The organism is Providencia rettgeri (assembly GCF_041075285.1).
Taxonomy (GTDB): Bacteria; Pseudomonadota; Gammaproteobacteria; order Enterobacterales; family Enterobacteriaceae; genus Providencia; species Providencia rettgeri_G.
In genome coordinates this window covers 1531411-1552616 of the sequence record NZ_CP163512.1, presented here as the reverse complement: position 1 = coordinate 1552616, position 21206 = coordinate 1531411, and the positions used below count along the sequence as shown (strand labels likewise).

The following is a 21206-nucleotide window of genomic DNA, read 5'->3' as shown; positions in this document are numbered from 1 at the left end:
AAATAATCATGAGGAACTGTATGCTCGATTATGCCGCTTTTCCAGAGCAAAGACAAAATAAAATTCGTCAACTGTTACGCGAACAGGGGCGCGTGGTTTGTACAATTTTAGCCCGAGATATGCAAGTTTCTGAGCATACAATTCGTAGGGATTTGAACGAATTAGCGCAGGATGGGGTATGTCGCCGAGTGCATGGCGGGGCGGTAAGTATGCTAGAGGTGGCAGGAACATTCGAGCAAAGAATCGAGCAAAATCAAGCAGAAAAAATAAAAATTGCACAGGCTTGTAGCTTATTAATTAAGCGAGGTGCGTGCGTGTTTATTGATAGCGGCTCAACCAATTTAGAAATAGCACGCAACTTGCCGACTCAAATCCCTTTCACAGTAGTCACTAACTCTCCGTCAATTGCCATGGAGTCAATGAAATCTCCCCTTTGTGAAGTGATTTTAATTGGTGGGAAATTAAATCGGCAAATTGGCGCGACTCTTGACCCATCAGCGGTGAAACAAATTAATCACATTCATTTTGATCAATGTTTTATTGGTGGTTGCGCATTAGATCCTCAAATGGGGGTGACTATTTTTGATTATGAAGAAGCTGAATTTAAAAAAGTCCTTATTGAGCGAAGTAATCAAGTTATTATGGGCGTTACAGCAGATAAGTTACTGGGTGTCGCACGTTATACCATTGCAAGTTGTGATCAAATATCGATTGTGGTGATGGATAAAAGCATAGCGCCGAAAGCCGCTGAATTATTTGCAGATATGCCCCTAAAAATAGTCATGGCCAGTTAATAAAGAGGGCATTAAAAGCACCAATTTAATCGCCTTGTTTAATATAATGGCGAAAAAATACAACGGATGGGTACAACAAAGCCGGGATAAAATAGGCAATTTGCGATAAGGTTTGTACTTGTGGATATATTGGGTTTTATAGTTACACTGTTTCCGATTATTGTATCGCCAGGGGCAAGCTTTGCAATTGCTCTGAATAGTACATTAACCGAGGGAATGAGAGGGCTCATTATTCCAATTGCTGGGACTGGGTTAGGGATATTGACTCATGGCTTATTGGTGGGTATTGGCCTGTCAAAAATTCTAGCCTCTTACCCATGGGTAATGCGCTCAATCGGTGTTTTAGGAACATTATATTTAGTTTATTTGTCGATAACATTGATTAGAACGGGCTTAAAAGCAGGAAAAAGTTCAGCAAATAATCTGATAAGAACGGTTACGGTTAAAGATGCGTATTTAGCCAATCTACTCAATCCCAAAGCAATTGTTTTATATTTAGTGGTCGTCTCTAATTTTGTTGGTAACGACCCTTCTTTAGCCCATTTTCTTATCTTATCCAGTATTCATGTTTTCATGATGGCTGCATGGTTGGTCGTATCATGCGGTACGCTGGTTTTCTTCTCGTCATCAATTCAAATTAATGCGCTGAGAAAATATATTAATATTGGGGGCGGTATATTGTTGCTGGTGATCACTTTAACGCCTTATTTATTTAAGTAACCTGTACCTTGATAAAAAGAGACAGGTTTAAAATTTATTCAGCAATAAAACTTAAATAATTAAAAATAGGTTCAAAACCTAGTTTTTTATAGATGGAAAGCCCATCGGATGAAGCTTCTAATACGCACTGTTCAATATCTTGTTGGTTGCAAATTGCTAATGCGTATTTGATAAGCTTTGTCGCAAATCCTTTTCCCTGAAATTGAATATCAGTGCCAATATCATCCAGACGTGCAGTTTTACCATTTAACGTCAGTGTTAGCGTCGATACGGGTTGTTTATCCACAAATAAGACAAAATGCATCATATTGACTTGCTTGTCTAAAGCTCTTTGGTGATAACAGATATATTCATTAATGACGGTATCGTCGTCTTCGTCTGAATCAACAGGAAATGCGGTAATCAACGGTTGTGCCCAGTCATACAACCGTTCATTACACTGCTCAATTCGGTAGCCAGTCCCAAGTGGTGATGGCTCATTAAATAAAGACAATGCGGACTTTGGTAAAATCATTGCTGTAGATTCACCATCGGCAATTAAACTACGCTTGGCAATTTCTTGTTCAAATTGGCTTAGTTCGTGTTGATGAACAACTAATGCATAAGGCTTAGACTGCTGCTTAAATGCATTTTCTGCTTGTTCAAATTCACCGAGAGTGGCTCCCTGATGAAGATAAATAAAATTGAAAATAGGCAAATTGAGTTCAGAAAAATAGGCAATAGTGTTTTCGCTAATTTTAAGCGTATTTGAACAAATCGCAGACCAAAAATACTCTTCTTGTTGATAAAACAAGGTCTCATTATGATTCATTATCGATATCCACTCTATTTTTAATCGTGTGTATAACTGATTGTATAGAAAACAGTGCTACAACAGTAGAATAGAGACAAGCAATAGCACGAAAACAACCATTTTATTGCAATTTGACGAAGTTATAAGAAAATACATATATTGCTATTTTAATAGAAACTAGGGACCAATTATGAGCAATGCACCAGACAGTATAACTTTTTTTGAACGGCTACTACCTTTGGTGGTATCAGGTAAAAAAATGATTACGATCCGCGATAAAAGTGAAAGCCACTATGTACCGGGAACTAAGGTTAAGGTGTATGCCCTTGAAACAGGGAAATATTACACCGAAATTGAAATACTTTCTGTTGAGCCTATTTTCTATGATGATATTTCCGAATACCATGCAGAACAAGAAGCAATGACGTTAGAGACATTGAAAAAGCTAATCAAAGAAATTTACCCCACTGAGCAATCGTTATATGTGATTACTTATCGGTTATTAAATCAATAAGATATTTTCTTAGCTATAGTGAAGATAAAATATAAACTATAAAAGAAAAGGGCAAAATGCCCTTTATAGATAATAAGTATGGTTTATCCGATTGTTTGGCTAATATCTGAATAAGCGAACAAGGCTTGTGCGCCACCGGTATGAATAAATAAAATAGGTGTTTTTTCTGTGGAGTTTTCTAAATAATCAATTAAACCTGCCATCGCTTTTCCTGTATAAACTGGATCTAGCAATACGCCTTCTTGTTGAGCAAGTAGCCTAATCGCCGCTAAGCCTTGTTGGTTTGGCATTCCATACATAGGAGCAAAAAAGTTATCCCACAATGTCACTTCAGGTACACTGCGTAATTTTAATAGCTGCGCTAATTCATCTTGTAGTTTTGTAACTTTTGGCACCTGATCTGGCTGCTTTCTAGATACGGTTACACCGATAACTTGGCTTTTGGGTAATAATTCTTGTAGTCCAATAGCGAGGCCTGCATGGGTACCTGCACTACCTGAAGCCACGATAACCTTATCGAACTCAATGGCGTCGGGTTTTTGTTCAGCAATTTCCACCGCACATTGAACATAACCCAATGCACCTAAAGCATTTGAACCGCCCACGGGGACGACATAAGCGTCACTGAGTGATAATGACTCAATTAGTGCTTCCATTTGAGCGTGTGGATCCGTCAATTCATCGCACATAACACAACGTGCGCCAAATAAATCGGTTAATAACTTATTGCCATTGTGCAAAAAGTTTGCATTATTGCTTTGGATTGGGTTTTCTAATAATGCGACACATTCTAAGCCATACATCGCCGCTACAGCCGCGGTTTGCCTAACATGATTTGATTGGATTGCGCCCGCAGTCACAATAATCTTTGCATTTTTTGCTAGAGCATCAGCAATTAGAAATTCGAGCTTACGTAATTTATTTCCCCCCATCGCCAGAGGTGTCATATCATCACGTTTAATATAAATTTCACGGCCAAATTTTTTTGACAAGTTATTAAGACGATGGAGTTGTGTTGCAGTTTTTAATAAATCAACTTTTTCAAATTGGCGTAGTGTTAGTTGAATTGACATCTAAATTCTCATCTAATTAGTGGGTAAAACCAAGATAAAGGTAAATAGCAAGTACGCCACTGGCAGTGACTAATGCATAAGGCATTTGCGTGCGAATATGTTCAATGTGTTCACAGTCTGTAGCCATCGAGGCCACAATAGCATCCGCTGATATCGGTGAGGTCATATCACCAAATATTGAACCTGAAATTGCTGCACCAATCATATACTCTACAGGCATTCCTACGGATAAACCTAATTGAACACCTATGGGGATCATAATTGCGAAGGTTCCCCAGGAAGTGCCTGTTGCTAAAGACATAATGGCACTAATAATAAAGATAAAGCCAATGGAAAAACCCGGTGCCATAACCCCTTGAGTCACTTCGGCAATATAAGCGCCAGTATTGAGCTCAGCAGACACATTTCCCATTAAAAATGCTAAAATCATAATGGAGCTTATTTTTAGCATATCGGCATAACCGATAAATAACTCTTTAAAAAAGCTATCAATATTTAATAAGCGGCGACCAATAAACCAGCAAAATGACACAGCAGTACCGAACATAACCCCCCAATAAACAGAGGTAGAACCACTCCCTTTGCTAAAGTCACCATCCCCTGTGATATAAAGGGCGATTGGTACCATTAATACCGTTGATAAAATAGGAATAAAGAAATTTAATGAAGAATGGGCATTAGGGTGATCAATAATTTCGTCATTATTGTCTTGCGCATTGGAGGCTGAAATGTTCCCAGCAACAAATTGTTGTTGGTACTTATCCTCTGCTTTTTTCATCGGACCCCATGAAAAATTGGTAAATACATAAAATAAAATTGTCGCAAGTGATAACCAAGCCATAAGGTTATAACCGATAGAGGAAATTAAAATATCGAAAGGCTCACCAGTAATTAACCCTCGAGATATTTGCACGCCAATTAACCCCATGATGACGGCTCCCCAACCATTAATAATGGCAGAAGAACAAACAGAAACGCATGCAGTTTGGATCAAATAGGACATTTTTTCGGGGGCAACACCATATTGCCGTGCTAAGTTCTTAGTGGAAGCCCCCGCGACTAATTGATTAATTGAACTTTCAATAAAAATGAGTGACGTGATCACGATAGCCAGTAATTGTGTTGCCGTGCGGTTTTTAATCAATCGCGTTTTATTCGTCAATAATTGGACTAGCGCTCTAACGCCCCCGGTAACAACAACCAACCGCATAATCCCGCCAATCATCACCATAAAGACAATGGTGCGCGTATTTCCAGCGGATGAAAATGTATTAATAATGCCATCTACCGTACCTTTAACACCCAGTAGAATATTGTGGTCATTAATAACAGTAAAGCCAACGAGTATTCCCAACATTAAAGAAAGCATTACTTGGCGAGTAAGTATTGCTAATATAATCGTTACAATTGGGGTGATTATTGTCCAAATACCATAGTCGTGCATGTGTTTACCTGTTAATCCTATATAAAAATTTGATTTTTTGACTTTATTGTTATCGAAAAATCATAGCATTAATTGGTAAGTGGTAGAATATGTTTGTGTGTTTAGAAATGTGTTGTGACAATAAAATGAGATAGGCCATCAATGTGATAGCCTCAATGTGTTCAAAACTAGGGTAATGAAAGCCATTCTTGCTTAGTAAGTCGGCTTATTTCTTCGGTTTTTATTTCACCAATTAGCTCAATAAATTGAGGTTCTAAGGTTTTATAATACTTAAAGCCACATTTTTCCTGTGCAATTTTTGACTGTACATTATCTTGAAAGTAACCACACCATAAATTATCTAATTTTAGGTCGACAAATCCGTGGTGAACAATCTCTTTAATCGATTCAGGAATTAATCCCTTACCCCAAAATGGCACACCGATCCAATAGCTGACTTCCGCATCGTTATCGCCAATCGGGAAATGACTTTCATGGCTTAAAGATAGCCCGATTAAACCAATCGCACGGTTATCTTCTTTTAAGGTAACAGCATAAACCTCGTCACGCATGAAAATTTGTTTAATAATTGTGCGACTTTCCTCGACGCTTTGGTGAGCAGGCCAACCTGCAATCGGGCCAATTCTCTCATCCTTTGCATAAAAATATAAATCTTCAGCATCCGTTTCTTGCCATGGGCGTAAAATTAAACGTTCAGTATAAAGTACCATCAATTTTTCCTTTTATGATAGAAGGGATTAATCTGTCTATTTTAGGTATTAATGAATAATATATAAGCGCGAAAATTGTCCATTTTAGGTACTTATGACAACTTTTATATGAAGTGGCATTGTTGGTAAATAAGGAGAATCGTGATGCTAAGCTTACAAAATCATTTAATTGATATTCCTGATGCAATCCGCTTTGGGGTGACAAATATGGATAAAATGCAGAAAAAACAACTTACTTCATCCTATGTCACTGTATGTATTTGTATGCAAGGCTGTGCGGTTTTTAATATCAATTTTAGGCAGTATCGGGTTCAAAAAAATGACCTTATTGTTTTATATGATGATACCTTTGTCATGTTGCAAGCCAAATCACGATGCTTTAGCCTCGAATATTTGTTAATTGATAAAAAATTAGCCACGTCGATTGCCTATTCGTTGCCGCAACAGTTATTTGCCTTTTTTAATGATTATCCGGTTATTCAAATCCCTGTAGAAAAAAACAATTTATTTGATTGCTGGAAAAAAATTATGCTTTTCATCGTCACCGAATCGGGTGAACACTGGCAATTACAATTGAAAAACCATTTGCAAAATTTATTTCTTGAAATCAGTAATGATGCAAAAATGATTTTAGCCAAACCGGAAAAACGCAATAGACAAGAACAACTTTGTTGGCGTTTTTGGGAGTTAATTACGCGGCATTGTAAACAGCACAAAGAGGTTAAATTTTACGCAGAGCAGCTATCGATCACACCATTTTATTTATCAAAAATTAGTCAGAATTTCTTTAATGATCCACCAAAGGCATTGATTGATAGGCAAGTTATTTTAGAAATAAAAGCATTGTTAGAAATGGGTAAATTATCAATTAAGGAAATTGCAGATGAGGTTAATTTTGAGGACACCTCATATTTATGCCGTTATTTTAAACGGCATACGGGAGTCACTCTCACAGAATTTAAAAAGGGCGTGAAATTGAAAATAGGGAAAATTTAGAGAGGCTCTATTTTGGTTGAATATTTTTTTATAAAATCAATAAAGCACCGTAGGCGAGGTGAAACAGCTTGATTGCGATAATACACAGCATTAATTGGCTGCCGAATCACTGAGGTTTCTTTTGCTAAAACCTGTACTAACTGGCCACTGGTAAAGGCATCCATGGTGACAAAATCGGCTGAGCATAAAATCCCCGCGCCTTGCACTGCAAGATGGAATAAAACTTCACCACTTGTTCCTGCAATATTTGGGGTGATTTTAAGTAAATCATTATCCGCATTTTTTATTGGCCAAACATTGAGAGAATCGGGCTGAGTAAAACCCAACAAACAGTGTTTCTTTAATTCCTGAATATTTTGTGGGACACCGTATTTCTCTAAGTAGGCCGGGCTGGCTACTAAACGTTTTTGGCTAAAGCCTAATAAAGTGGCATTGAGTGAGGAATCTTTCAGCACGCCAATGCGAAATGCCACGTCAATTCGATGTTCTAATAAATTAGTGATCCCTTCATAGTTATGAATTTCAAGTTCAACTTGCGGATAACGTTCATGAAATAACGGGATCAGTGGGGCAATAACATGGGTCAAAAAAGGGGTTGAAGCATCAATACGTAACTTACCTGAAGGGATCGCTTGACGCACAGATAACATTTCTTCTGCTTCGTGAGCAAGATCAACAATCTCTCGCGCTTTTTGCAAAAATGCAATGCCTTCATCACTGAGCTTGATTGAGCGTGTTGTGCGGTAAAGTAAGGTTGTGTCTATTTTCTCTTCGAGCCTAAGCAATGCACGGCTTACCGTTGAAATAGTTATGTTTAATTGCTCAGCTGCTGCGGTAATAGAGCCGCAGTCAACGACACTGATAAAGGCTTGCAGTTCTTCAAAAGTTATTTTCATTATTGCATTTCCAGCAAAAGTTATTCTCACCTTAACGTCTTTTTCATTAACTTTCAATGTGGAAAAATTCAGCCCATGAGTAAATGTTAATATTTTATTGCAATAAGGCAGATAACATGAGGATTAACACCGCGTTGCTAGCATTAGCGATAGGCGCTTTTGCCATTGGAGCAACTGAATTTTCCCCAATGGGAATGTTACCGTATATTGCTGATAATATTCAGGTTGATATTCCATCAGTAGGATCAATAGTCGTGATTTATGCACTGGGAGTGATGGTTGGTGCGCCGATCATGACATTATTATTGGTGAAGAGAAAACCGAAAGTCGCTTTGGTGTTCTTAATGTCTATTTTTACGGTAGGTAATTTACTTTCAGCAATGTCACCTGACTTAGTGACACTCTCAATTTCACGTTTTATTACCAGCCTAAACCATGGGGCATTTTTCGGTTTGGGGGCTATTGTGGCAGCGAGTGTTGTTCCACCAGGTAAGCAAGCAAGCGCGATTGCGGCCATGTTTATGGGATTAACAATTGCCAATATTGGTGGTGTTCCACTTATGACCAAATTAACTCAAGTGATGGGGTGGCGCGAGGCTTTTTATTTAATCGCTGCACTTGGATTATTAACCATTGGGAGTTTAATTCTCAGTTTACCTAACAATCTTCAAGGACAAGAAGTTAATGTTAAAAATGAATTACGCATTTTACGCCAGCCACAAGTCATGCTAAGTATGTTATCAACGGTATTAGGGGCAAGTGCGATGTTTACCCTGTATACCTATATTACGCCCATGCTGATGAACTTCATCAATGCATCGGATGAAATGATCACGCTCATGTTAGTTATTATTGGAATTGGTTTTACAATTGGTAACTATATCGGCGGTTTGTTTGCAGATAAATCATTGTATGGCACGTTAATCATCTTTTTCTTAATGCTAGCGTTAAGTATGGCTGTATTCCCATTCATAGCGGTTAATGCTATTGGTGCAGGGGTAGGGTTATTATTCTGGAGTATTTTTAGCTTTGGTATTGTCCCGCCGATACAAATTTTAGTCATGAATGCAGCGACAGGCGCACAGGCGTTGGCTTCTTCTGTCAATATTGGCGCTTTTAATTTAGGTAATGCAATTGGTGCAGCTATAGGGGGAGCCGTATTATCCTATGGTTATAGTTATTCTATGATTAGTTTTATGGGAACCTTTGTAGCTGTGTTAGGAATAGCCGTCATCATCATTATTTTTCGCAAAAAATCCGATGCAAAAGTAGCCGTTGAAATTGCTTGTGGCTAATTGAAAAACACTACAGGAAAAGTCAAACTAGCAGGCCTTTCTTAATGTTGGCGCCAAGTTACAACAAACCAGACAGGCCTTATCTGAATTCAGCTAAAATTTTTAGCTAGCCACCAGCTCGGGTATTAAAAATTAGCACTGCAATAAGCAATTGGCGACATAATTAAAAAGCAATCTGCGGAGATTTTTTGCGTAGGTTATTCGTCATAATCAGGTTATTAAATTAAAAAAGGGCAATATCATGACGACGAAAAACGTATGGAAAACACCGGAGCAGCGCTGGCAAGCTATTGTGGAAAGAGATAAAACAGCTGATGGTCATTTCGTGTATGGTGTAAAAACCTCGCTCATTTATAATCATCCATCAGCAGCTGGACGCTTACCTAAACGAGAAAATGTGGTGTTTTTTGATAATGAAGCGCAAGCGATAGCCCAAGGTTATCGTCAAGGAAAACGACATCGGACAGAAGCAACGCAATTAACACAATTCTATAAGCAGAAAATAGAAAAAGCCTGCCGCTATATTGAACAAAATAGTCAAACGGTAACACTCGCCGAATTGTCTGATTACGTTGGGATCAGCCGTTATCATTTTCATCGCTTGTTTAAGACACATACGGGTTTAACGCCAAAAGCATATGCTAATGCGTTTCGTCATCAAAAATTACAAACACAATTACAAGAGCAAAAACGTATTACTGATGCAATTTATGATGCAGGCTATCAATCAAATAGCCGTTTTTATGAAACATCGACACAGCGATTAGGCATGACGCCTAGTGCTTGGAAATCAGGTGGAAATGGGGGCAAAATTTATTTTGCACTCGCTTTATGTTCATTAGGAACCGTATTAGTTGCACAGAGTACGATAGGGGTCTGTGCTATTTTACTTGGTGATGATCCTGAACAGTTACTGAATGATTTACAAGATAAATTCCCAAAAGCGGAATTGATTGGCGGCGATGAGCATTTTGAGCAAGTTATTGCCGATGTTGTTGGTTTTATTGAAGCACCTGAAATTGGTTTTAATTTGCCATTAGATATTCAAGGAACGGCATTCCAACAGCGTGTATGGCAAGCCTTGCGTGATATACCTGTTGGACAAACGGTCAGCTACAGTGATATAGCAGAAAAAATAGGTAACCCGAAAGCAGTTAGGGCGGTAGCGAGTGCTTGTGGTGCAAATATGTTAGCAGTGGCCATCCCTTGCCACCGTGTAGTGAGAAATAATGGGGATCTATCTGGTTATCGCTGGGGAATCGATCGTAAACAGGCCTTATTATTAAAAGAGGCACAAAGTAACTCAATCAAATCCAGTGAGCAAAGCGGGTTAAGGTTTAAAACGATTAAATGAATTTTAAAAAGTTTATCTCAATAAATGTTAATCCATATTTTTTATTTATTAATTTGGTGTGTTTTTTCATAATACCCCTATGATATTAGCTTAATATAAACTAAGGGTGATTAACTGATTGTGTTGTCTGAAATATTGGGTGATATAACAGACATGCTAGAGATACTATCAATGCCGCTTAACCTGTTTTCTAGTCAATTGTCGTTGCGTGAGAGCGTATTTTAGTGTTTAATGACTGCACACTTCCGTAGTATCCGATTACCTATCCCATAAGATATCCCTTTAAGTGCCTTTACATCTCCTAATATCAGTCTGCTGTTATTCAACGTACTGTTCAAATTCTCCTTTTGCTGTTTTTAGCTTTCGTAATCACAACTGTTCTATGCCTCCGTTATGGGGGCGACTTAATGCTTAACTAAATCCTAAAGAGTGTGTTATGACGTCACATCGTTTTTTATTATTTGTACTCGCAATGGCGGTATATTTAGTTGGTGCAACTGAATTTATGCTATCTGCGATTATGGCTCCGTTAGCCAATGCGTTTAAAACGCAAACCCAGCAAATTTCTTGGTTAGTCTCCGCTTATGCATTGTCATATGCATTTGCAGCACCGATTATTGGTTTTTTTTCGGACAAAATGGATAAACGCAAGATATTGCTTGCGGCAATTTTGTTTATCTCAATTGATAGCTTAGCGATAATATTTGCGGCTAACTTACAAATAGCACTGGTTTTACGCGTATTTGGTGGGGTTGCATCTGCGGCCTTAATACCGATCACATTTGCTTTTATTTCTGATGTCATTGAAGAGAAAAAGCAGGCGATGGCTATGGGATACGCTATGTTGGGTATGACGCTCGGGATCATCACAGGACCGGTTGTAGCCGGCGGATTGGTTCACTATTTTTCATGGCAAACGCCATTTATCTTTATGGCTCTTGGTGGTTTTTTGGTATTGCTAATATCGATGAACACTTTGCCATGCACGAAATCGCCAACTGTAAAGCAAGGCCCACATCATATTGTAAAGTTAAGAGTGATAAGTCAGTTTATTATTGCTAAAGGAATTTGGAATGGCATTACTGTCAGCCTATTTTTGTTGGCTGGTGAAATTTTACGAAGTCGCTATCAACTTAATAGCGCTGTTATTGGCAGCGTGATGGGGCTATTTGGTGCAGGGCTCATTATAGGCAATAGTGCTGTCGGCAAAGTGGTTTCACCGCGAATTTCTGAATCATCACAATTGCTCGTAATGTTGGTTGTTTTGTTTGTGATTATTCTCTTGTTTCTCAGCGAGCTGCTAACATTAATCGGTGACTGTTTTAGCCTATTTGGGCTTGGTGTGTTATTAGGTTTAATTTCACCTATTAGCACGTCACTCCTCGCCAGACTCAATACAGATAATAAAGGTTTTGTGCTATCAATTTCAGAAAGCGTGAATAATTTGGTTTTGCTGTTAGCCATCCCACTGTTTTCATTTTTGATTGCAAATGGAAAGATCTCAGTGTTAGTTATATCGATTGGTGTGTTATTTAGTGTGGCAATTTTGCTGGTTAATTTAACAAAAACAGCCAATAAATAGCCGTGCCCTTGCTGGTTAATACCAGCAAGGGGAAACGTACTACACACTTTCACGCAGTTGATTTTGTCGCAGTCTCATACCGTTCAACATTGATAACCATGCTAAGAACGTAATTATCATCAAGATGATAAAAATAAAGTAGGCTGGCAACTCAGTTAAAATGACTCCGGTCATCATTGGGTTGAATGCACCGCCTAATAAACCTAACGATTGCGCGGAAAAATAGCTCGCCTTCATACCTTCAGGGGCGATGCTATCTATTAGCATATATTCACCTGGGGCATAAATAAGCTCTCCAAGAGTGAACAGAAAAGCACCAAACGCCCAGATATACAGGTTTTCTGCGGCAAACATAAAGGTGGCTAAACCTAACAAGAAAAATAAGCTACCCAATGTCATTAGCTTTTTTAAATTCTCTGGAGTGATGCGTTTACCAACCGTATATTGCAATGTGACAACCACAATCGCATTGACGGGGAGTATCACACCAATAACCACTTGTGCGAAATCACTGTTTGCCACCGTAATAACATATTGCGAAATCCAAGTTGTAAATGTCCCAAAAACTAACGACCCCAAAAATGTAGATAAAATAAACCAAGCCAGTACTCGGTCGCGTAACATTGCGGCTGGGTTCCATGGCTGCTTTTTCCCCTCTAGATGTTGTGCAGGTTTTATACTTTGCACAAACCGTTGAATAAAAAATATCGGGAAGGCAGCGGAAATAGCCGCTAAGTAGAATGGCAAGTTGATGCTATACATTAACAACCAAGTGCCAATCGGTGGTCCAATCGTCCATCCAATATTAATAAATGTGTAATTTAAGGAAAACACTTTAGCTTTTAACGATACAGTTAACGTATCTGCAAAATAAGCTTTTAGAACGGTGGAAAAGACAGAATATGAGCAATTAATTAACGAGAAGAATATGATCACTAATATGGCATTGTTGACTAGCGGAATAGCGATAAACCCACCAATAAAAGCCAATACAGCAAGTAACATACACCGTTTTTTATCTACTCTATCCGCAAGCATGCCAAAACCCATGCTAAACAGCACACCAACAACCATCGCCAGAGACATCGCAACCCCAACAATATCAATTGCCATTTGATACTCGCGGGTGAGATAAATCGCCATGAAGGGCAATGTTGCCCCACGACCAATGGTTAAGAGTAACGACGATGCAAGTAATGCACTGTTAGATATACTAAATTTTGCAGACATAACACACGACCTAGAATTTTTATTATTGTTGTTAATTATTTGTTTCAAGCAAATGATATTGTAATAAAATACATAAATTTAGCGTGGTGAGGAATGGGTAATCATGCGCTAAATAGAAAACAATATTTTGCGCAGATCAATCCGCCATTATCGATTGAATATATGGCAATCTGAAACCAGTTGAATTGTATTAAACGTTATATGCTGAGAATAAATCGCAACTGATATCGTTAAGAAAACAGGTCAATAATAGGCGAGGGTAATATAGAAAGTAGTTAGGGGCAGTTGATTTTTGATGGTCAATTTTCATTCGAATTAAAGCCAATTAGGTAAGGGGAGAGGTTCGCAGCCTAGTAAACTCGGCAAACGCCTCTCAACACGACGGAACCATTTATCCATTTTTTAGATTATTTCTTAATCTTTTTTAGCTGTAAAAATCAGCAACAAAGATAAACAGCCCCTAGGTTACACCTTACTATCGGTAATAAACTGGATTAAATCTACAATGCGGCAGTATAGACTCGGCGGCTAACATCAAGCGTGACATCTTGGTGCTCACCTAATTTAACCATATTGTGTGCTTCTAAACTTTTTACTAGGGGTTCAATAACATCAGATGAAAGTTGATAATCACTAAAACGTGTTCCTATATTCATCGATTCGAAAAACTCACGAGTTAACTCAATGGATCTTAATGCTTTTTCGTGGTCGTTTCCATGAGTGATCCCCCACACACGTTCCGCATATTGCACTAATTTGGCTTGTTTTTGTGGTAGTTTCTCAATCAGCATCGACGGCAGGACTATGGCTAATGTTTGCGCGTGATCTAAACCATACAGTCCGGTAATTTCATGACCTAACATATGCGTTGACCAATCTTGTGGTACGCCAGCGCCAATTAAACCATTGAACGCGAGGGTGGCAGTCCACATTAGGTTGGCACGAATGTCATAATCTTTGGGTGTTTCGAGTGCTTTAGGACCAAGTTCAATAAGGGTTTTTAATAGGCCTTCTGCAAATGCATCTTGTACATAAGCATTAACTGGATAGGTTAAATACTGTTCAATAACATGAACGAAAGAATCAACCACACCATTGCTAATTTGGCGAGGTGGCAGTGTATAGGTTTTAACTGGGTCAAGGATCGAGAATTGCGGGAAGATTTTATCACTCATAAAGGAGAGCTTGGAATGCAGTTCTTCACGTGTGATCACTGAAACTTTGTTCATTTCAGAACCTGTTGCCGGTAAGGTTAATACCGTTCCAAACGGTAACGCGTTCTGAATTGTCGCGTCTCTTTTTGTGAAGATATCCCATTTATCACCAGGGTAATTAACCGCAGCTGCAACAAACTTAACACCATCAATAACAGAGCCACCCCCTACAGCGAGTAAAAAATCGAAGTTTTCTTTTTCTATCTTATCAACGGCTTTGATCAATGTTTCATAACGTGGATTGGCTTCGATTCCGCCAAAAAGTGAAAACTGTCGTGAGCCTAAGGCTTGCTCTACTTCATCGAGTGTACCGGTTTTACGGGCACTTTCACCGCCAAATAAGATAAGAACTTTCGCATTTTCAGGGATCAGTCGGTCTAGTTCACTAATTTTACCATCACCAAAAACAATACGTGTCGGATTGTAAAACTCAAAATTATTCATATGTCAGCCTTTATAGATAAATGAACTTGGATGAGTGGCAACGAACTGTTGTGCTAGAACGTTTCAACACAAAACAGTATAGCTTCTAAAAATGTTAATGTTTACCACTTTGGTGGTTTTGGCGTTTGAATAATGGGTTATATGTTTTAGCTCAACGTAATTAATAAGATTGATTATTATATTTTGAAATGCACGTTCAATGTTCACGTATAAACAGCCCCTAGGGAATACCGCTATTATTTAAAAGCGATAGCTCAACGATGAGAATACCAATTAAGTTTCAGTGGGTTAATCTTACAGCATAATTTTATTCACATTTCTGCATATCAACATTTTACGCTTTTAAGCAAATTGTTTGGTTCAAATCATCATTGTAGACAGTAAGTTGCAGTAAACTTAAGTTCAGTTTAATGCTAACATTTGTCTATGGATATAATGCATACAGTTTTTCTTAAGATCATTTTTGCTGTGTTAAAGGGGAGCTAATTGATGAAACGTTTTATAAGTCTAGAGCTTCCTCCCGAACCGTTCATTAATAGTCAATGTGTGAGAAAGCGTCTTAAAAATAGCATTTGTGATAACTGTGCGGTCAGTTGTCCCGTTGATGCGATTTCCTTTAGCCATATGGATGCGAAAATTGATAATGAACGCTGTTATCAGTGCGGTAATTGCCTTTTTTCCTGTCCGGTTGACGCTATTGAAAATATTGCACCACATGAGCGCACATACCAACAAGATTATCTAGTGATTAATCACGATGAACCCATTGCGGCGACAGAAGAACTCATTGTGTGGCATAAACAATATGGGATCAGAGGGATACAAATTTCTGAACCATTGGTGGATAAATGGTTGCCCACCATAGCAGCGCTTAATCTCAAATTAAAAACATTGCAAGAGCCAGTTTGGCAGCTACGGATTGAAAAACCGTCTACGGTTGATAGTGGTCGGCGTATGATGTTGTTTCGTCAAAAGCTCGATCAAAAGCCATTAGATAAAGGGCAGGTGAAAACAGGATTAAACGCGCGGAAACAGTTTTACCCAGAAGATAGCTGGTTTCAGATAGCACTTGATAGTGAAAGCTGCATTCTGTGTGGCGCATGCGCGAAAGTTTGCGATGAACATGCAATTCAAATTGACAATAACCAGTTCATTGTAGATGAAAAACGTTGTACGGGCTGTATGAGCTGCCAAGTGGTGTGTTTTCCGCAGTCAATTCAGGTTAATGAGTACACCGCAAAAAATAGTGAGCCAGTGGTGTTTCATTACTATGATGCGACTTGCCGCACTTGCCATTTGCCGTTTTTTTCTTGGGAAGAGAATGCACAAACTTGCCCAATTTGTTTGCAGCATAAAAAGCAAGGGTGGTTATAGAGCAAAGGTGCAATTAAATGCACCTTTAGACTGTTGTCAAGGTGGGATAAAAACCAATGCCATGCGTCGTCTTGAATTGATTATTTGTGGTATTCCGCCTTACACAGATACATCATGAAGCTACTCGCAATAGTGTGCATGTTCTTCTGCTAAATACGGTAAAAGCGATAAAAAAATCTCAATTTTCCGTTCATTCGTCATATTGACAAAATCATCCATGGTAATTTCCACGCTTTGTATTACCCGATCACGGATCGTGAACTTGTACATCAAATGCCCAGTCCAGCTTCTGTGAACAAAAACCCAGCCATTATCACTGTAGGAAAGCCACTTATCTTCCATGCACAAAGGTCGCCAACCTCGTAGTATATTTTTTTCTTCGACCTCAGAGAGGGCGTAGTTCAAAGGGTGAACCAGTGGTTCGTTTTCAAAAAATGTTAAATTTTCGAGCGTGCTTTTGTCTATCATTTCAATTACTCGGCTAATAATATCCTACGATGTTGAGCATATCGGCAATTAATCGCGATCACCGTTAATCACACCATTTTGCCAGTGTCATTAGTGATTAGTTGAAATTAGGTGTTTAATCAACCGCTTTGCAATTTGAGGATTAAGTGCCGGGGGCGTTTCGTGGCCCATCCCTTCAATAATCGCTATTTCTGCCCCTAAGATGTTATTTGCAATATCTTGACCCGCCTCTAGAGGGAATAGAGGGTCAATTGAGCCGTGAATAACCAATGTTGGCGCAGTAATGTTACTTAGGTGTGGTCGCATATCCCCTGTGACAGCAATGGCAACAATTTGGCGTTTAGTCCCTTCGGGGGAATAATTTCGGGCAAGCGCTTGCTGTACATAATCACGGTAGTAATCTTCATCAAATGGGCAACAATTTGAGCTAATACGCCGATAAAATGCAAGTTGCCCAGCCAGATAACCGTCGAAATCTTCATGAGGATTGGCCCCTGAACTCATCAACATTTGCATCACATCAGGGGCGCTTTGCGGTAAATTGGGGTTGCCTGTGGAGGACATAATTGGGCATAAGCTTAATGTACGCTCAGGGTATTTGGCTGCAAATAACTGCGCAATCATTCCACCCATCGAACGACCAATAATGTGTGTTTTATCAATTGATAAGCTATCTAATAAACGCACAATATCATCCACCATATCGAATAGCGTATAGGCAATATCAAATGATTGACCCGTTTGCATTTTTTCGATTAATTCCCCTAGATTAATGGAGGGGAAATGGTCTACATGAGGGGATAAGCCCGCATCACGGTTATCAATCCGGATAAGATAAAACCCTGCGTCGGCAATTTGTTGGCAAAAATCGGTTGTCCAACTAATGTTGTGTCCACCTAAGCCAGGCACTAATACAACGGCAGGGTTCTCTGGGGTGCCAAATGCATCATAAAAAAGTGAAATAGGTTGCTCGGTTGTCATTTTTTTTTCCATTGAATTGAATGTTGTGCTATTTATGCCGCCTCAGTGTAACAAATACGAGCCTTAAAAAAGCATAAAGATTACCAACAAATAAAGGTATAAGACTAATTACGCAGAAAATAACACAGTTTTTTATCTTCCCAATGTCTATTGGCTAAACATCAGCACAATAAGTGAAAAAACAAGTCAAACCAATCTGATAATCGATCACCCATTTATCAGCGAGCCAGAAATTTCGCACAGGCAACTAAACAGGGTATACCACCTTAAGTGTGTGAATTTTAACAGCGGTTTGATGCGTATTGGCAAGGGCGTGCGGTTTGGGTGGAAAATAACAATCAAAAGATGATTTTTCAGCCTATTCTGTAAAGCAATTAAAAATCATTAGGATATGATGACATCTGAGCAACTCGATTGCTTAAAAATAATTTTTAATAATATATTTTTAGGTTTTATATGATTTACTTTATTTCAGATACCCATTTTTGCCACTCAAATATTATCAACCTCTGTGATCGCCCATTCAAAAGCACTAGCCATATGAATGATACGTTGATTCATAACTGGAACGCTTATGTGACAGAGCATGATGAGATATACATATTGGGTGATTTTTTATATAAAGGCAGTGGGGCAGATGCGAATAAAATTTTGCGCAGATTGTCAGGCAAAAAATACCTTATTCGTGGTAGCCATGACAAATTTTTAGATGATCCAGAGTTTGACACTTCCCTTTTTGAATGGGTGAGGAGCTATTACGAGTTGGATTATCAAAAACAAAAAATTGTTTTATTTCATTATCCTATCTTAGAATGGCAAGGTTTTTTCCGCGATGCTATTCATTTATATGGGCATGTGCATAATTCAGGAAAAGATCCAGAACAACGCAAACGCTTAGCTATATTAGGACCACGAGCGATAAATGTTGGCGTTGATGTTAATGATTTCTTCCCGATTAGCATTAAAACCATCTTAAAGCGTGCAAATGGTAACGGAATGGGATAATAAGCCATTTTATTTTTTAGCGTACAGATAGACCGATGCACGAGACACTCCTAAGTGCTGAGCGACAGTTTCCATGGATTTTTTTACGTCGAGTAAGCCTTCGCTACGTAAAATTTCAATAAGCGTTTTCCGCTCTTCCGCTTTTAATGTCCGTGGTGTTGCGGCGAGTGTCGCAGCGAACTGATCAATTCTAAGACGAATAGCTTCAGACCCATTAGGTTCAATATGTTCTTTAATTGGGCTATTTCCCACCTCAATAAACTGTGACAACATACTTTGCATACCACGAAACAAAGTCATATCTAAGTTTAGGCATAAAGCGGCCACGTATTTACCGCTTTCATCTTTAATACCGATGGATGTGCTTTTAACCGGACGACCATCAGAAAATTGATTGGTGTAATTGGCAACAATACTGGGGAAATCAGCGGATTCAATACGGGCTAAACCGAGTTCTGTCGTGGGCTCTCCGACTTGGCGACCAGACAAATTGTTGTGAATTGATAAAATTGAATGATCCGGGTTTTTTAAGTCATGAACAACAACTTCACAAAATGGGGCGAACGTTTCGCTGAGGCCTTTTGCAATCGTTTCAATTTGTGCCAGTAATGTGTTTTCGTTGTGGTTAGACATAAAATCCCCTCATCTAAAAGCGCTAATACCTTAATTTTAACCTATTTTTTATCAAGCTAATAGATGAAGGGGGGCGCGTCATTGCAAAACTAATTCAGCAAAGCGATTGATATCAACATTCCCACCACTGACGATAATACCCACGCGTTTACCTTGGAATTGTTGTTTTTGCGCTAACGCGGCGGCAAAAGAGAGGCAGCCAGTTGGTTCGACAACCATTTTCATGCGTTCGGCATAGAATTTCATTCGGTCGATCAGTTGCTCATCGGTAACGGTAAAAATATCATCAACATTATTTTTGATAATCTCAAAGGTATATTGTCCTAAGTGTTGCGTTTGAGCACCATCAGCAATGGTTTTCGGTGTATCGATATGGACAATTTTACCTTGTCGGAAAGACTGCTGAGCATCGTTACCCGCTAACGGCTCTACGCCGTAAACTTTACAGTTAGGGGAAAGGTGACGCGCGGCAAGGGCACAGCCAGAGAGTAAGCCACCGCCGCCCAAGCAGACAAATAAGGCATCTAATTCACCCACTTCTTGAAACAACTCCATGGCGCAGGTACCTTGCCCAGCAATAATATGAGGATGATCATAAGGGGGAATGATGGTTAAACCTTGCTGCTTTGCAAGCTGTTGGCACAATGCTTCTCGGTCTTGTGAATATCTATCGAAGTGCACCACATTGGCACCATAACCTTTTGTTGCCGCCACTTTAACGGCGGGTGCATCATTTGGCATTAAAATTGTTGCAGGTATATTGAGTAATTGCGCGGCAAGTGCAATGCCTTGAGCGTGATTACCGGATGAAAAGGCGATGACACCAGCTTTTTTCTGTTCAGGGGTAAATTGAGCGAGAGCGTTGAGTGCCCCACGGAACTTAAACGCTCCCATACGTTGAAAGTTTTCACATTTGAAAAAGAGCTTACCGCCAAATTCTTTGTCCGCTGTCGTTGATGTGTGAACGGGCGTTTTATGTGCAAAGCCAGTAATACGTTTAGCTGCGGCTTCAACATCATGGTAAGTTGGCAACGTTAAACCAGTCATGATCATACCTCTTAGAAATAGATTGCATTAGCCTAGAACAGCGGTCGCTTCAATTTCGAGCGCTGCGTTAAAATGGAGTTCTGCTACACCAGCAACAGCGCGTGCAGGTCGAAAATCACCAATCCATGCTGCATAAATTTGATTAAATTCCTGCCAATCATTCATATCCGCAATATAAACGCGTACTTGCACTAAATTCGCTTTGGTAATATTAGCGGCGGATAAGCAAGCATCGATATTTTGCAAAACTAATTCGGTCTGTGTTTTAAATGGATCTTTAGTTTTCGCCTGTCCTGTGGAGTCGATGGGTAATTGACCCGAAATAAACACAAACCCATTACTGTTAACACAATGGGAGTAATGACCTCGTGGTGGAATAAGCGTCGGGGCATTGATGTATTGAATTACTTGGCTCATAACAACCTCAATATTCGCAAAATCTAGCAATTAGATTTTTAGTCTAATATTATACTATATGTATAGTCAATCGATTTTGAAGAAAAACAGTGGCGTGCTTATTGGGGGCAAGTTAATACAAGCTTTGTAATGGATAATTTGTGTAAAAATAGATTGTGTTGTGAATTAATTATTTTTATTGCGTTATTTTCCAAAGATTTATTTAGCCAAACCCGATTTACA

At 39.0% G+C, this 21206-nt stretch carries 21 protein-coding genes; 9 read left to right on the top strand and 12 right to left on the bottom strand.

All coding sequences use genetic code 11. From position 1 onward, the window contains the following. Positions 1–20: 20 nt before the first annotated feature. Together AB6N04_RS07015 and AB6N04_RS07010 are read left to right on the top strand one after the other, a co-directional pair. Positions 21–794, top strand: coding sequence for a DeoR/GlpR family DNA-binding transcription regulator (locus AB6N04_RS07015; protein ID WP_369311172.1), 774 nt, complete (start codon positions 21–23; stop codon positions 792–794). A gap of 120 nt (positions 795–914) precedes the next feature. After that, positions 915–1514, top strand: coding sequence for a LysE family translocator (locus tag AB6N04_RS07010; RefSeq protein ID WP_369311171.1), 600 nt, complete (start codon positions 915–917; stop codon positions 1512–1514). 34 nt (positions 1515–1548) lie between these two features. On the opposite strand, the gene AB6N04_RS07005 is transcribed toward AB6N04_RS07010, so the two are convergent. Then, positions 1549–2325 carry a GNAT family N-acetyltransferase gene (locus AB6N04_RS07005; protein WP_369311170.1) on the bottom strand — a complete coding sequence of 259 codons (777 nt, stop codon included), beginning with the start codon at positions 2323–2325 and terminating at the stop codon, positions 1549–1551. Between the two features lie 172 nt (positions 2326–2497). On the opposite strand from AB6N04_RS07005, the gene yqfB reads away from it, so the two are divergent. Further along, entirely contained in the window at positions 2498–2821 is a 324-nt protein-coding gene (gene yqfB, locus AB6N04_RS07000) for a N(4)-acetylcytidine aminohydrolase (protein ID WP_369311169.1), read from the top strand. Between the two features lie 83 nt (positions 2822–2904). Here the strand turns inward: yqfB and AB6N04_RS06995 are convergent, their stop codons facing one another. The 3 genes from AB6N04_RS06995 to AB6N04_RS06985 all read right to left on the bottom strand — a co-directional run bounded on the left by AB6N04_RS06995 (position 2905) and on the right by AB6N04_RS06985 (position 6048). Continuing rightward, positions 2905–3894, bottom strand: a complete 990-nt coding sequence (locus tag AB6N04_RS06995; RefSeq protein ID WP_369311168.1) for a D-cysteine desulfhydrase — start codon at positions 3892–3894, stop codon at positions 2905–2907. Between the two features lie 16 nt (positions 3895–3910). After that, positions 3911–5338, bottom strand: coding sequence for a Na+/H+ antiporter NhaC family protein (locus AB6N04_RS06990; protein ID WP_369311167.1), 1428 nt, complete (start codon positions 5336–5338; stop codon positions 3911–3913). Between the two features lie 167 nt (positions 5339–5505). Then, positions 5506–6048 (bottom strand): GNAT family N-acetyltransferase, encoded by a 543-nt coding sequence (locus AB6N04_RS06985; RefSeq protein ID WP_369311166.1) that lies wholly within the window; start codon positions 6046–6048, stop codon positions 5506–5508. Positions 6049–6192: 144 nt separating this feature from the next. Between AB6N04_RS06985 and AB6N04_RS06980 the strand changes: the two genes are divergently transcribed. Further along, positions 6193–7044: a helix-turn-helix domain-containing protein gene (locus AB6N04_RS06980; protein ID WP_369311165.1), complete on the top strand. Its 852-nt coding sequence runs from the start codon at positions 6193–6195 to the stop codon at positions 7042–7044. On the opposite strand, the gene AB6N04_RS06975 is transcribed toward AB6N04_RS06980, so the two are convergent. Next, on the bottom strand, positions 7041–7940 hold the full coding sequence (locus tag AB6N04_RS06975; protein ID WP_369311164.1) for a LysR substrate-binding domain-containing protein: 900 nt from the start codon (positions 7938–7940) through the stop codon (positions 7041–7043). The genes AB6N04_RS06980 and AB6N04_RS06975 overlap by 4 nt on opposite strands. Positions 7941–8056: 116 nt before the next feature. On the opposite strand from AB6N04_RS06975, the gene AB6N04_RS06970 reads away from it, so the two are divergent. The 3 genes from AB6N04_RS06970 (at position 8057) to AB6N04_RS06960 (ending at position 12171) form a co-directional block, all read left to right on the top strand. Next, entirely contained in the window at positions 8057–9235 is a 1179-nt protein-coding gene (locus AB6N04_RS06970) for an MFS transporter (RefSeq protein ID WP_369311163.1), read from the top strand. Positions 9236–9476: 241 nt separating this feature from the next. Continuing rightward, positions 9477–10589 (top strand): bifunctional DNA-binding transcriptional regulator/O6-methylguanine-DNA methyltransferase Ada, encoded by a 1113-nt coding sequence (gene ada / locus AB6N04_RS06965; protein WP_369311162.1) that lies wholly within the window; start codon positions 9477–9479, stop codon positions 10587–10589. A 436-nt stretch (positions 10590–11025) separates the two neighbouring features. Further along, on the top strand, positions 11026–12171 hold the full coding sequence (locus AB6N04_RS06960; RefSeq protein WP_369311161.1) for an MFS transporter: 1146 nt from the start codon (positions 11026–11028) through the stop codon (positions 12169–12171). A gap of 39 nt (positions 12172–12210) precedes the next feature. On the opposite strand, the gene ydeE is transcribed toward AB6N04_RS06960, so the two are convergent. Beyond that, positions 12211–13401 carry an efflux MFS transporter YdeE gene (gene ydeE, locus AB6N04_RS06955; protein WP_369311160.1) on the bottom strand — a complete coding sequence of 397 codons (1191 nt, stop codon included), beginning with the start codon at positions 13399–13401 and terminating at the stop codon, positions 12211–12213. Between the two features lie 500 nt (positions 13402–13901). Then, positions 13902–15059 carry an iron-containing alcohol dehydrogenase gene (locus AB6N04_RS06950; RefSeq protein WP_369311159.1) on the bottom strand — a complete coding sequence of 386 codons (1158 nt, stop codon included), beginning with the start codon at positions 15057–15059 and terminating at the stop codon, positions 13902–13904. A gap of 489 nt (positions 15060–15548) precedes the next feature. Between AB6N04_RS06950 and AB6N04_RS06945 the strand changes: the two genes are divergently transcribed. After that, entirely contained in the window at positions 15549–16433 is an 885-nt protein-coding gene (locus AB6N04_RS06945) for a 4Fe-4S binding protein (RefSeq protein ID WP_369311158.1), read from the top strand. Between the two features lie 120 nt (positions 16434–16553). On the opposite strand, the gene AB6N04_RS06940 is transcribed toward AB6N04_RS06945, so the two are convergent. Together AB6N04_RS06940 and AB6N04_RS06935 are read right to left on the bottom strand one after the other, a co-directional pair. Beyond that, positions 16554–16901 (bottom strand): hypothetical protein, encoded by a 348-nt coding sequence (locus AB6N04_RS06940; protein ID WP_369311157.1) that lies wholly within the window; start codon positions 16899–16901, stop codon positions 16554–16556. Positions 16902–16991: 90 nt separating this feature from the next. Continuing rightward, complete coding sequence (locus AB6N04_RS06935; protein ID WP_369311156.1) at positions 16992–17882, bottom strand: alpha/beta fold hydrolase; 891 nt, start codon at positions 17880–17882, stop codon at positions 16992–16994. A 540-nt stretch (positions 17883–18422) separates the two neighbouring features. Here AB6N04_RS06935 and AB6N04_RS06930 point away from each other — a divergent pair. Continuing rightward, positions 18423–18887 (top strand): hydrolase, encoded by a 465-nt coding sequence (locus AB6N04_RS06930; RefSeq protein WP_369311155.1) that lies wholly within the window; start codon positions 18423–18425, stop codon positions 18885–18887. A 9-nt stretch (positions 18888–18896) separates the two neighbouring features. Here AB6N04_RS06930 and AB6N04_RS06925 read toward each other — a convergent pair whose 3' ends face one another. From AB6N04_RS06925 to AB6N04_RS06915, 3 genes are all read right to left on the bottom strand, one after another. After that, a complete protein-coding gene (locus tag AB6N04_RS06925; RefSeq protein WP_369311154.1) occupies positions 18897–19520 on the bottom strand; it encodes a transcriptional regulator in 624 nt (207 codons plus the stop codon). A 78-nt stretch (positions 19521–19598) separates the two neighbouring features. Further along, on the bottom strand, positions 19599–20567 hold the full coding sequence (locus AB6N04_RS06920) for a threo-3-hydroxy-L-aspartate ammonia-lyase (protein ID WP_369311153.1): 969 nt from the start codon (positions 20565–20567) through the stop codon (positions 19599–19601). Positions 20568–20594: 27 nt separating this feature from the next. Continuing rightward, complete coding sequence (locus tag AB6N04_RS06915) at positions 20595–20984, bottom strand: RidA family protein (RefSeq protein ID WP_369311152.1); 390 nt, start codon at positions 20982–20984, stop codon at positions 20595–20597. Positions 20985–21206: the final 222 nt, after the last annotated feature.